Source organism: Acinetobacter sp. ATCC 27244 (assembly GCF_000156555.1).
In the GTDB taxonomy this organism is placed as follows: Bacteria; Pseudomonadota; Gammaproteobacteria; order Pseudomonadales; family Moraxellaceae; genus Acinetobacter; species Acinetobacter haemolyticus.
Window position 1 is genome coordinate 40681 of record NZ_GG665949.1, and the last position, 12695, is coordinate 53375.

The 12695-nt window shown below is 40.7% G+C and carries 11 protein-coding genes, 1 other RNA gene and 1 pseudogene; 11 read left to right on the forward strand and 2 right to left on the reverse strand.

The features are described from left to right. Positions 1 to 191: 191 nt before the first annotated feature. A complete protein-coding gene (locus tag HMPREF0023_RS00185; RefSeq protein ID WP_008940865.1) occupies positions 192 to 1340 on the forward strand; it encodes an HlyD family efflux transporter periplasmic adaptor subunit in 1149 nt (382 codons plus the stop codon). Positions 1341 to 1346: 6 nt separating this feature from the next. Continuing rightward, a complete protein-coding gene (locus HMPREF0023_RS00190; RefSeq protein ID WP_008940866.1) occupies positions 1347 to 2873 on the forward strand; it encodes a DHA2 family efflux MFS transporter permease subunit in 1527 nt (508 codons plus the stop codon). Between the two features lie 170 nt (positions 2874 to 3043). On the opposite strand, the gene ssrA is transcribed toward HMPREF0023_RS00190, so the two are convergent. Further along, positions 3044 to 3403, reverse strand: a transfer-messenger RNA (tmRNA) gene (ssrA, locus tag HMPREF0023_RS16090). Between the two features lie 207 nt (positions 3404 to 3610). Next, positions 3611 to 4660 carry a helix-turn-helix domain-containing protein gene (locus HMPREF0023_RS00195; protein ID WP_008940867.1) on the reverse strand — a complete coding sequence of 350 codons (1050 nt, stop codon included), beginning with the start codon at positions 4658 to 4660 and terminating at the stop codon, positions 3611 to 3613. Positions 4661 to 4770: 110 nt separating this feature from the next. On the opposite strand from HMPREF0023_RS00195, the gene HMPREF0023_RS00200 reads away from it, so the two are divergent. The 9 genes and pseudogenes from HMPREF0023_RS00200 to HMPREF0023_RS00240 all read left to right on the forward strand — a co-directional run bounded on the left by HMPREF0023_RS00200 (position 4771) and on the right by HMPREF0023_RS00240 (position 12694). Further along, a complete protein-coding gene (locus HMPREF0023_RS00200; RefSeq protein ID WP_008940868.1) occupies positions 4771 to 5574 on the forward strand; it encodes an SDR family NAD(P)-dependent oxidoreductase in 804 nt (267 codons plus the stop codon). Beyond that, positions 5571 to 6317, forward strand: a complete 747-nt coding sequence (locus HMPREF0023_RS00205; RefSeq protein ID WP_008940869.1) for an acetoacetate decarboxylase family protein — start codon at positions 5571 to 5573, stop codon at positions 6315 to 6317. The genes HMPREF0023_RS00200 and HMPREF0023_RS00205 overlap by 4 nt, the downstream gene beginning before the upstream one ends. Positions 6318 to 6331: 14 nt before the next feature. After that, positions 6332 to 7195 carry a metal-dependent hydrolase gene (locus HMPREF0023_RS00210; RefSeq protein WP_008940870.1) on the forward strand — a complete coding sequence of 288 codons (864 nt, stop codon included), beginning with the start codon at positions 6332 to 6334 and terminating at the stop codon, positions 7193 to 7195. 36 nt (positions 7196 to 7231) lie between these two features. Then, positions 7232 to 8463 (forward strand): annotated as a pseudogene (locus tag HMPREF0023_RS00215) (NADH:flavin oxidoreductase/NADH oxidase family protein). Between the two features lie 188 nt (positions 8464 to 8651). Beyond that, on the forward strand, positions 8652 to 9515 hold the full coding sequence (locus HMPREF0023_RS00220; protein WP_008940873.1) for a metal-dependent hydrolase: 864 nt from the start codon (positions 8652 to 8654) through the stop codon (positions 9513 to 9515). 38 nt (positions 9516 to 9553) lie between these two features. Further along, the gene (locus HMPREF0023_RS00225; RefSeq protein ID WP_017396619.1) at positions 9554 to 9994 is read left to right on the forward strand and encodes a PaaI family thioesterase; all 441 of its coding nucleotides are present in this window, start codon (positions 9554 to 9556) and stop codon (positions 9992 to 9994) included. 97 nt (positions 9995 to 10091) lie between these two features. Then, positions 10092 to 11240, forward strand: a complete 1149-nt coding sequence (locus HMPREF0023_RS00230; protein ID WP_008940875.1) for a DUF6670 family protein — start codon at positions 10092 to 10094, stop codon at positions 11238 to 11240. A gap of 42 nt (positions 11241 to 11282) precedes the next feature. Further along, positions 11283 to 11957 carry a glutathione S-transferase family protein gene (locus tag HMPREF0023_RS00235; protein WP_008940876.1) on the forward strand — a complete coding sequence of 225 codons (675 nt, stop codon included), beginning with the start codon at positions 11283 to 11285 and terminating at the stop codon, positions 11955 to 11957. Further along, complete coding sequence (locus HMPREF0023_RS00240; RefSeq protein ID WP_005081639.1) at positions 11954 to 12694, forward strand: SDR family NAD(P)-dependent oxidoreductase; 741 nt, start codon at positions 11954 to 11956, stop codon at positions 12692 to 12694. Before HMPREF0023_RS00235 ends, HMPREF0023_RS00240 begins: the two co-directional genes overlap by 4 nt. Position 12695 lies beyond the last annotated feature (1 nt).

Sequence of the window (12695 nt, forward strand, 5' to 3'; positions counted from 1 at the left end):
ATATACGAAAAATAATTATAAATATTAATAATTTAAAGCTTTTGTAGTGGCATTGCTGATTTTCAGAGTGGTTAAAGCATTTTATATGCCTTTTGAGTTCAATTTTAACATTCAGTTAAGTTTCCAAAATTAAGCTGATCGGCTGATTAAACCAAAAGTTAAAAAGTCGTTTTAATTTTCAGGAATAACGTATGAATGATGCCCAAGCAAATCAGCAGAATATAGGTTCAGATGTTGCAACAGACAATGCAATGAAAGCAAAGCGTAAAAAATTTCTTGGGTTCTTTATGCTTATTCTGATTCTCGCTGCTATTTTGTATGCGATTTGGGCATTGTTTTTCAATCATTCCGTCAGCACCGATAATGCGTATGTCGGTGCAGAAACTGCACAGGTCACCTCAATGGTTAGTGGGCAAGTGGCTGAAGTACTCGTCAAAGATACGCAACAGGTCAAACAAGGTGATGTATTGGTTCGAATTGATGAGCGTGATGCCAAAATTCAGTTAGCGCAAGCTCAAGCTGAACTAGCCAAAGCACAGCGTCAATACAAACAAAGCCAAGCCAATAGTCGTTCTTTAAATTCGCAAGTGGTGGTGCGTAATGACGAAATTAGTAGTGCACAAGCACAAGTCACCAAAGCTCAAGCAGATTATGACCGTGCTTCATTAGAACTCAAACGCCGTAACGAGTTGGCTGCTACGGGTGCAATTTCAAAGGAAGAACTGAGCAAGGCACAAAGCGCGGTATCAACTGCGAAGGCGAGCCTTGAGTTGGCACAAGCAGGTTTGGCTCAGGCAACTTCGAGTCGTAAAGCTGCCGAAAGTACTTTTGCTGCAAATGAAGCGTTGATTCAAGGTGTAAATGAGGCTTCAACACCTGACGTTCTTGTGGCAAAAGCACATGTGGATCAAGCACAACTTGATTTAGAACGGACAGTGATTCGTGCGCCTGTTGATGGAGTGATCGCGCGCCGTAATATTCAGATTGGACAACGGGTTGCGCCGGGTACCGTGATGATGTCAGTTGTTCCAGTTTCTGATTTATATGTAGATGCCAATTTTAAAGAAAGCCAACTCGCCAAAGTAAAAGCTGGGCAAAAGGTTTCTTTAACCTCCGATCTGTATGGGGGTGATGTGATTTATCACGGGACAGTGCAAGGTTTTTCTGGGGGTACTGGTGCAGCTTTTGCTTTGATTCCAGCTCAAAATGCAACAGGTAATTGGATCAAGGTGGTACAGCGTTTGCCTGTGCGAATTTCGCTTGATCCTAAAGAACTGGTTGAACATCCATTGAGGGTGGGGTTGTCGATGCAAGCGGATATTGATCTCGCATCGAAGTAATCAGCTATGAAAACTCAAAATACTTTTGCTGAACTGAGTGGTGGGCGCTTACTGCTTGCTGCTTTTGTCATTGCACTTTCAAATTTTATGGTGGTCTTAGATACCACAATTGCCAATGTTTCAGTTCCACATATTACAGGGAATTTGGCTGTTTCCAGCTCACAAGGCACATGGGTGATTACCTCTTATGCAGTTGCGGAAGCGATCTGTGTGCCCTTAACGGGATGGTTAGCAGGACGTTTTGGTACTGTTCGTGTCTTTGTCTTTGGATTAATTGGTTTTACTATTTTTTCATTCCTTTGTGGCTTGGCGACTTCACTAGAAATGTTGGTGTTTTTCCGTATCGGGCAGGGGTTATGTGGTGGTCCACTCATGCCTTTGAGCCAAACTTTGTTGATGCGGATATTTCCACCAGAAAAGCACTCACAAGCCATGGGGCTTTGGGCGATGACGACCGTGGTTGGGCCAATTTTAGGGCCTATTCTTGGTGGCTTGATTAGTGATAATTTGTCTTGGCATTGGATATTCTTTATTAATATTCCTGTCGGTATTTTCTGTGTATTCGCTGCAAGTCGTTTATTAAAAGTGGCTGAAACCAAAACTGAAAAACTACGGATTGATGCGATAGGTTTAGGTTTGTTGGTGCTGTGGATCGGAGCATTGCAGTTGATGCTTGATCTTGGACATGAGCGAGATTGGTTTAACAGTAGCAGTATTATTATGCTTGCTCTAGTCGCCGTAATCGGTTTCATCGTGTTCATGATTTGGGAGTTGACCGAAAAGCATCCTGTTGTAAATTTATATGTGTTCCGGCATCGTGGTTTTAGCATTTCTGTACTTGCTTTAGCCTTTGGCTTTGGCTCATTTTTTGGCAGTATTGTTTTAATTCCCCAATGGTTACAAATCAACTTGGGCTATACCGCTACATGGGCAGGTTATCTGACCGCTACTATGGGGTTTGGTAGTTTAACCATGTCGCCGATTGTGGCAAAACTGGCAACGAAATACGATCCACGTGCATTAGCCAGCTTTGGTTTAGCCTTGCTAGGTGTCGTGACTTTGATGCGCGCATTTTGGGTCACAGATGCCGATTTTATGGCGTTGGCATGGCCACAGATTTTGCAGGGTTTTGCCGTACCATTCTTCTTTATTCCTCTGTCCAATATTGCGATGGGTTCAGTATTGCCACAAGAAATGGCATCTGCAGCAGGTTTAATGAATTTTTTAAGAACGATGGCAGGAGCAATCGGTGCATCTATTGCTGTCACGATTTGGGATGATCATGCCAAAGTCGCGCGTAGTGAAATGGTCAATAGCTTACATCCTCAGGACGTACAGAATACTTTGATGCAAAATGGGTTTTCTCCTGACGCAACTCTAGGCATGATTGCAAATTTGGTAGATAAAGAGGCTATTACTATTTCAGCCAATCATGTATTTATGATTCTGGCTATTGTGTTTGCATTTGCCAGTATTTTGATTTGGTTAAGTCCTAAACCGAAACAAATGACTGGTGGACCAGCACCGCATTAATGTAGGTGAGATTTTATATTACTTGGATTAATTAATGTCATGCAGCGAAGCAATCTAACGGTTTGGTTGTCTATTAATAAAAATTCAAGTCGGGTACTAGATATGTTTGCGGCATTTTACGGACAATAAAAAAGCCACTTTAGTAAGTGGCTTTTTTATTTACGGTATTTTGGTGGAGGTGGCGGGAGTCGAACCCGCGTCCGCCAGCACTACACTCGAGAATACTACATGCTTAGATATCGTCTATTGTTTTAACACCTAGTGACCCGACGAACAGGGTACAAAGTGCGATCCTCTAAGTTTGGTATAAAGCCCCGAGGCTTGACTCTATACGGACTTGTGTGCGTGCGCTTCGGTCGGGTTCCTAGACCACAAGTATTCTAGGAAGCGGACAAGCTGCCCTTAGGCAGCTAGAGCGTAAGTTTCGTCGTTTGCGACTATTAAAATGCAAATTTTATTTACGAGAGAAAATGCGCTCTCGGCATGCATCTATGAGTTTCATCACCAGCGTCGAAGCCAGAGACACCCCCAAAGTACAGCGCAATCATAGCATAGATCATTAAAATTTAAATCTTAATTTCTAACCATCGAGCAAAATATGCGCTTATACCTCTATATTGCTCCTGTGTTTTATTTTTCAAGTCGCAATGCTAAATTTAGATTAGGTTTGTTGCTCAACATACAGGCTCGGTTGAGTTGATTTAAATTTATGTCTTCTCTAGTGGTTAGAAATGGCGTTATGGTGTTTGCTTCCGAAATTGAATAGGGGACATACCACTCCATTTTTTAAAGGCGCGGGCAAAATTAGCAGGTTGGATATATCCTAAATACAGCGCAATTTCTTGTATTTCCATATCACTGCTCAGTAAAAGCCTTGTCGCTTCTTTATATTTTACTTCATCTAACAAGCCGAGATAAGAAACGCCAATCTCGTTGAGATGTCTTCTTAATGTCCGATTAGACATATGCAAACGTTGTGCAACCAAATCTAAAGATGGGTAGCCTTTATGAGGTGTCAGTACTAATTCTGCTCGGACGCGTAAAGCAATATCTTGAATTTGCGCTGAAAAGCGGATTTGTTCAGCTTCGCACTGGGCTAATGCCGATAGAAATGCACTTTGATCTGCCATTTTTGTTGGCAAATCTATGGTCTCAGAAAAATAACAAATTTGGTTTTTTGCTTGATTGAAACGTACTTTGGGTAATTGTGATAAATAACCTTGATGATAAATAGGTTCAGACCAGTCAACCTGAAGCTCCACATTAGATAAATCATGTTCGGCTAAGGCTTGAGCAGTTTGAACAACACCAATCATCAAACATTCATAGAAAAAGCGTCTTAGTATTTCAGCTTGTTCAGGATGTTGGCTGACAACAGGGTGGGTTTGTTGTATTTCAATAATTGATTTTTGATTTTTTTCATAAAAGTCAATTTTATAGTCTTTTAATCGCATATTAAAAAACTGGGTTGCGAGTTCTATGGCATTGCGCAATGACGAACTACTCATCAATGCATATCCCATTGGTCCATGTGCAGTCAGTCTAAGTTTTAATCCATATTCGTATCCTAAACCAAGATCTTTCGCTAGTGTCAGACTCACCCATGCCAGTTTTGACCATTGCATAGGTGTGATGCGAGCATCTAATTGCTTGAGTAGGGTTACAGGTATTTTACTGAGATGTAAAATCTCGGATGCAGAAAATCCTTTTTCGACCATGATCTCGAGTAATAAATGGGCATAAGAAATAGGGATACTGGCTTTTGATAGTCCATATGGATCTTTCATTTCTATTTATTCGTTGGCCGAAAATGATTGGTAGTATGTCTGAACTGCATCTCACGCTCAAGTTTTATCTCTTGGATACTCAGATCATTGTATTGATTTGAGTATTGCTAATGAGCTTACCTCGTCCATTAAAAGATTCTCCTGTAGTGATAACGGGTGCTTCATCTGGAATCGGTGAAGAACTTGCCAAGCAATTCGCAGCACGTGGTTATTCATTAATTTTGGTTGCAAGACGAGTGGATAAATTAGAGCTACTTGCTAAGACTTTGCGCGAAAAATATCAAGTAGAAGTCAACTTACGGCCATGTGATCTAGCTGATCGTGAACAAAGAACTGAATTCCGAAAAGAATTAGAAAAAATGGATATTTCCATTCTATGTAATAACGCAGGGTTTGCCACTTTTGGTCGATTGCATGAATTGGATGCTGATCGTGAACGAGAGGAAACCGAGGTGAATGTTGTTGCCGTACAGGATTTAACATTGGCTGTACTTCCTCACATGATTCAACGCCGAAGTGGGGCGATTCTGATTGTTGGTTCTACCTCAGGTCATCAACCAACGCCTGCAAATGCAACGTATGCAGCGACAAAAGCCTTTGCAAATTCATTTGCTGAATCTTTACATAGCGAGTTAAACGGAACATGTGTGACTTGTACATTGTTAGCTCCGGGTCCCACGATCACAGGATTTAATGAAGTTGCAGGTATCTCAAATATTGATGGTATAGGCGGAAGTCTAGTATGGGTAACAGCAGAACGTGTTGCCAAAGAAGCAATTCAAGGGATGGCATGTAATCGCCGAATTGTGATTCCGGGATTGATTGCTCAAGCACAAACTTTGGGTGGCCGATATACGCCACGCATCATTTTATTACCGATATTAAAACAAGTATTTTCGAGGTTAAAAGCATGAGACAACTGATCCATGATTTGAGTACACCGATTGGTTTGGCAAATCTCGGTAAAAAACTCTATCACAATGCCCAATACCTGACGGCTGTCGTGGAAGTTGATGAAAAAAAAATGGCACGCTGGCTGCCATCAGGTATGAAATTGGCACAACCTGCCAGAGCAGATTTGTTCTGTGCTTACTTTCCAGAAAATGTATATACAGGGGCTTACCATGAAGCAGGTTTATTCGTACACATTCAGGTGGGTAATAAAATAGGCATTTTTTGCCCGTGGATGATTTTGAATGATGATCGCGCCATGATTATCGGACGTGAGCTATTGGGTTATCCCAAAAAAATAGGCGAAATTGCTTGGGATAATGATGGCACTCGTATTCTCGCAAAAGCCTCTCGTCGTGGCACGACACTCATTGAAATGAATGCAAAGCTTGGAGAGGTTATTGCTCATGCACCACCTATTTTAGGCTTACCTCATCGTAATATCACGGGCGGTTTAGGTTTGGCATTACCCAGAGAGGTTCGGTTCACACCTAAAGAACATCCGATTGAAGTTCGCCAAGTCGAAATGAAGTTACGCTTTACAGGTACAGAGCACGATCCGTTGCATGAAATGGGCTTGGGTGAGGTCGTTGAAGCGCGTATTCACCGTTGCGATTTATCTGGTGGTTTAATTCCACCAATTCAAATTCCACGTTTTAGAACACCACTTTTTCTGATGCGTCAGTTTAATCCACGTGTTTTATAGAGTGAGGATCAACAATGTTTATAAATACGATCAACGCTAAAGAATTAAAACCAACGCCTCAACAGATTTCAGCAAGTATCGACTTTCCAGTTAGGCGTTTAGATTTAATTTTCTCAGATGAAATTCCAGAATTCTGGTTTGCAAACAATGCTTTTTTAACCTGCTTTCTAGCAGCTTTGTCCAGTGCTTTTCCAGATGGAGAAAGGCAGTTCATTCATAGTGTACGTAATTATCAATCGCAGATTGACAATCCAGTTTTATTAAAACAGGTCAGGGCATTTATAGGTCAGGAAGCACATCATGGCAAAGAGCATGATCAGTTAAATGATTTAATGCGAAAACGTGGTTATCCGATTGATCGAATTTATAAGCGTTTCAAGAAAATGAATAAGATGATGCAACAGACTTTTAGTCCTGCACATCAATTGGCTTCAACCGTTTGTATGGAACATCTCACTGCAATAATGGCAGATTACTTCATCAGTAAAAATACTCTAGATTTAGATAAATTTGATCTGGGTTTACGCAAAATTTGGGCATGGCATGCCATTGAGGAAACTGAGCACAAAGCAGTGGCTTTTGATGTTTATCAATCCTTGGTCAATCGTCCTTATTTTTTAAGATTGGTCATGCTGGAAACTACATTTTTCTTTATGTTCATTACCAGTAGGGGCACGCTAGAGTTATTGAAGCATTCTGGACAACGCACAAATTTGAAAAACTGGAATGTAGGTTTAAGTTTTTTATTTGGGCGAAACGGACTTATACGTCAAATCAGCCAAGATTATTTCGATTTTTTTTCACTCGACTTCCATCCATGGCAACACGATAACCGAGTGATGGCGGAACAATTAAAACGCAAATATCAAATTATTTAAGCTTAGCCATCATTTTATTATAAATAGGTCTATTCGATGAAAAAATCACAAACGCAAAAGCTTAGCCCTTTGCAACAACCACTTAAATTGGCTTGCGGAATCAGTATCCCGAACCGAATTGCAAAATCAGCGATGAGTGAACAGTTGGCTGATCGACATGGTTCGCCAACCATTGACCTGCAACAACTTTATGCTGCATGGGCGAGAGGTGGTACAGGGCTGCTAATCACAGGCAATGTCATGATCGATCATCGTGCCTTTGTTGAGCCTAGAAATGTGGTCCTCGAAGATGAAAGATTCTTACAGGCAAACACATTATGGGCGCAAGCTGCACAGGCGAATGGCAGCAAGATCATTATGCAAATTAATCATCCTGGTCGAGTTGCCGTTTTACCCTTGCTAAAAAACCGATCGCACCCTCCGCAGTTGGATTGGATTTACCCATGATGAGGCTGCTTCGTATGCCGCGTGCAATGAGTGAAACAGAAATTTTGGAGCAGATTCAACGTTTTGCCAATACCGCTGCATTAGCAATAAAAGCAGGTTTTGATGGCGTGCAAATCCATGCCGCACATGGCTACTTGTTATCACAATTTTTATCACCTTTATCCAACGTTCGTACTGATCAATGGGGTGGAAATCCTGAAAACAGACGACGAATGTTAATTGAAACTGTTCGCGCTGTGCGAGCTGCAATTGGTAAAAATAAAATCTTAAGTGTCAAATTAAACTCGGCTGATTTTCAAAAAGGCGGTTTGACTCAAGAGGAATCATTACAAATCGCCTTGGCATTAGAGGAAGAAGTAATTGACTTAATAGAAGTTTCAGGAGGTAACTACGAATCGCCTGCGCAGCTTGGTTATGCACCCGAACGCCAAGCACAAAGAGATGCCTACTTTCTTGATTATGCAACTGCATTACGTAAAAAAAGTCAATTGCCTTTGATGCTCACAGGAGGGTTACGTGATGCTGACCTGATGAATCGGATTGTGGCTGAAGGGACGGTGGATTTGATTGGTTTGGCACGACCATTTGCGTTGCAACCCGATTTAGCCAAACAACTGTTGGCAGGAACGTCTGTAAAAGAACCAGCAATAATTCCCCATCTTGGCTATAAACCTGTAGATGCATATCTACAACTGGCTTGGCATGCGGCTCAATTTCGCCGTATTAGCAGTGGTCAGCAACCCAAAGCCATTAAAGGATTAATTAAAACCTTGATTGCGTTTGGCCCACGTATGGGATGGAATATATTGACGCAGGATTAGTGGATCGGTGGTTTATTACAAAAGCTTTTAGTCTTTTATCTTTTGAGGAATGAGACAGTCATTTCAGGACAAGTTGCTTGTTTAAGATATGAACGACATTGACAAGATCATCCTACACAGATAATTTGCTTAATAAGTTCTTTTTTGGAACTTGTTAATTTGAGCTAAAACTCTTGAGGTGAACAATAATGTCGTCAGTGTTGAAAGAAAAATCAAAGCAAAAAACACCTGCATCATTTCCAGTACGTCGTATGGACTATGAGTTTCAGGATATGCCTAAGTATTGGTGTAATAATGAGCCAACTTTTACGCATTATTTCACAGGTTTATCTACTCTATTTCCAGAAGGTGAGTCTTATTTCGTCCGTTCGGTCAGGGCTTTAAGAGCTCAGGTTAAAAATAATGAGCAGCTTGATCGTGATATTGGAGCTTTTATTGGTCAAGAAGCGATGCACTCCAAAGAGCATCATGCCTTTCATCAAAGCGCTCAAAAATATGGTTTAGATCCAGAGTCATTAGAAAAAGTGACAGGTATTGTTCTAAAAGCGATTGAACGTACTTTTCCTAAAAAGTGGAATTTATTGGTCACCGTTGGTCTAGAACATTACACCGCAGTGTTGGTGGTGGAAATGATGAAAGACGTGAACGAATTAATGACAGATCAAACCATCCGCAATTTATGGTTATGGCATAGTGTTGAAGAAACTGAACATAAAGCAGTTGCCTATGATATGTATCAATATTTATATGGGAAAGGATTAGCCGCTTATATTCCTCGTATTGCTATTTTTACCTTTAGTTTAGCCATGATTACGGTGATGTCGACGCTATATCAGGTGGTACTTTTAAAACGTGATCGTCAATTATTTAATTTAAATTCTTGGCGTAAATTTATGCATCATGGTAGAGAAAAATATAAAGTTTTTATTCCAAAATTTTTAGATTATTACCGCTTTGATTTTCATCCGAATGATACAGATGAATCTGAAATCGTGGCGCAAACCAAAATAAAAATTGGTTTGTCTCCAGAACAATCGACCTTTATTCATTAAAAAAAATCTTTAGTTTTTTCATCAGATAGGTAACAGGTATGAATCCATCAAATATGACTGGTTTAGAACTTATGCAAGCATTTCAGCAAGGCTTAGTGCCAGCTCCGGGTATTGCGAAAACCATGGGGATGGACGGTGTTGGAGAAGTTGAGTTTGGTCGCATTGTTTTTATTGCGACTGCAGATGAACGTCATACCAATCCACTAGGTGGTGTGCATGGTGGCTTCGCTGCGACTGTATTGGACTCGGTCACTGGATGTGCAACACATACTGTGCTTGCAGCAGGTGAAGGATACGGCACGACTGATTTAGCGATCAAAATGTGCCGTCCGATGCCCTTTAATAAAAAGTTGATTGCTGAAGGTAAGATCATCAATGTCGGAAAGAATTTGGTGATTTCAGAAGGTTATCTTCGCGATGAAGAAGGTAAATTATATGCTCATGCGACAGCGACGAATATGATTATTCGTCAAAAATAATCAATCAAAAAAGAAGGTGTAAAAATCTTCTTTTTTCAATTTAACAATTCAATTGTTAAAAGATAAATAAAGCGTTTTTGATGAATTGAGAATAAAAATGATGTCTAAACAAATTCAATCAGATATTCCAGTTACGATTACAGGGCGAATGCTGCCAAATAGTCGTAAAACTAATCGTGGGCTTAAAGATCATGCCATCGGTTTATTGACAAAGGGTGTCGGGCGCATCATGGGTGTTGCTCGTCCGAATCAAAATATTCCGTATCCGAGTCCAGATTTTTATCAAGCCATTAATAATCCTTTTCCATTTAAAGGCACTCATTTTGGCATCATGATTGCTGATTTGCCTGCACCACATTACTTTTTAAGTTTTGCTTCGATTCTTGGTATGCTTGGAATAAAAGTGGTGGATGCTGATGCTTATGTTGACCCCAAAGATGGGCCACTCAATACAGCAGTTTTGGTTCATGGTACTGCGCTAGCAAATAAAAATGCCTTTTCGAGCTATTCGATTCAGCACGATATGCAATTCGATCCACAACATAATTTAATTAGATTTGGTGAGAATGCAGAAATATCTGGACAGTATCCTCATTTTCGATTGATAAGTCGCAGGGAGGATTTTGCTGTTGATTTAAAGCTTACAGCCACAGGTGCAAATTCTTGGTTTGCTCACAGCGCGATTTACCAGCACATGAGCCTGTTGATGAATTATGAGGGTGAAATTACCTATCAGGATCAGACGCAAAAGGTATCAGGTTTAGCCACGTGGGAACATTGGAAAGCACCTTCATTGGCTTATCCATTGAATAAAACCATTCCAAAATGGTTGAAGATCCCAGCGGATTTCTTTACCTATCAAGTTTTGACGATTGATGCAACCACACAGCTCTTGTTGGGTTATGTCACTATTTTAGACCATTCAGTTGCAGCATTTGCGATGTTAAGACAAGCAGATGGCACAGCAGTTCATTTAGATGCAGACGTACATTTTGAAGTCTTGAGTTTACAAGCGGAAGCCGCGCAGGGACAAGATGGCAGTTTAATGAGTTTGCCTGAAACATTTAGATGGCAAGTCATCGATAAGCATAAAAAATTACTTTTCGATATCCATGCTACTGTCGATACGCCAATGCTTTTTGGTCTAGCGACTGGCTATGTTGGTGGATACCACTGGCATGGTAGTAGATCAGGAGTGGCTACGCAGGGGCGTGGTTATATTGAGTATATTGATCGGCGTGACTAATCTGATCGTGATTAAAACATCAACCCAAAGGAAAGAAAAATAATGGTTACTTTACATCAGTGGGAAATTTCACCTTTTTGTCAAAAAGTAGCAAGAATGTTGAAATTTAAAGGGATTGAATTTGAAACCATCGATTATAACGGTGTGTTAGGCGCCAAAGTGCCAATGTTAAGTAAGGTCGGGAAAGTACCTGTACTCGATATCAATGGACAGCGGATTCAAGACAGTACCCGTATCGCACGTTATTTGGATGACACTTATCCTGACTTCCCACGTCTTTATCCGCTAGATCCGATACAAAAAGCTTATGCTGAGTTGTGGGAAGACTGGGCAGATGAATTATTGTATTTCTATGAGATCCACTTTCGAGTGAGTGATGCTGATGCTTTAGATCATGCTGTAGCAATCAGTGCGCAAGGTCGTCCGAAGCATGAAGTGATTTTGATGAAACCCTTATTGAAGTCCGCACTCAGTTTTCAACTGAAAATGCAAGGTACCGGACGTATGGCAAAAGCCGATATTGAAGCAGAGTTTATTCGTCATTTAGAACGTATAGAACTGGTACTGAGTGCTACGGGTTGGTTAGTCGGGGAGCAAAAAACAGTGGCCGACATTGCAGTTGCTTCACAGCTTTTAGAGATTGTCCGAACCAGTAAAGTGTGGGGAGCAAAAATTAACAGCTATTCAAATATTTCTGCTTGGATCAAACAGATATGAGTACGCGAGTCGCTGTTGTCGTTGGAGTCGGGGCAGAGCAAGGGATTGGGGCTGCTATATCACGACGTTTTGCTCAATCGGGGTTAAAGGTTTATGTGGTAGGACGAACGCTCAATAAATTACAAGTAGTGACTCAAACGATTGCTGAGCAAGGTGGGAGTGCTGTCGCTTATTGTTTAGATGCAGAAAATGATCAACAGATTCAATCTTTATTCGATATGATCATTGCAAATAATGAACTGCTAGAAGTTGTTGCCCATAATGTAGGTGGCAATATTCCATCCTTGTTTTTAAAAACGCAGTTGTCCTTTTTCTCAAAAATGTGGCGCTCGACTTTTTTGTCTGCTTATTTGGTTTCGCAGTCTTGTTTGAAGATTTTTGAACAGCAACAAAAAGGAACTCTGATTTTCACAGGTGCGAGTGCATCAATGCGTGGTAAACCGTTTTTCGCTGCTTTTACCATGGGTAAATCAGCATTACGTGCTTATGCACTTAATTTAGCAAGTCTGTATAAGTCGAAAAATATACATATTGCGCATGTAATCGTAGATGGCATGGTTGATGGAGATCGGGTCAATAAAGCTTTATTCGGACTTGGACGTTTAGCAAGATTAACGCGTGGTACAGGCGGCTTAAATATTGAGGCAATTGCAGATAATTATTTAATGCTGTATCAGCAAAGCAATGATTTATGGACACATGAATTAGATTTACGCCCGTATCAGGAGCGCTTCTAAG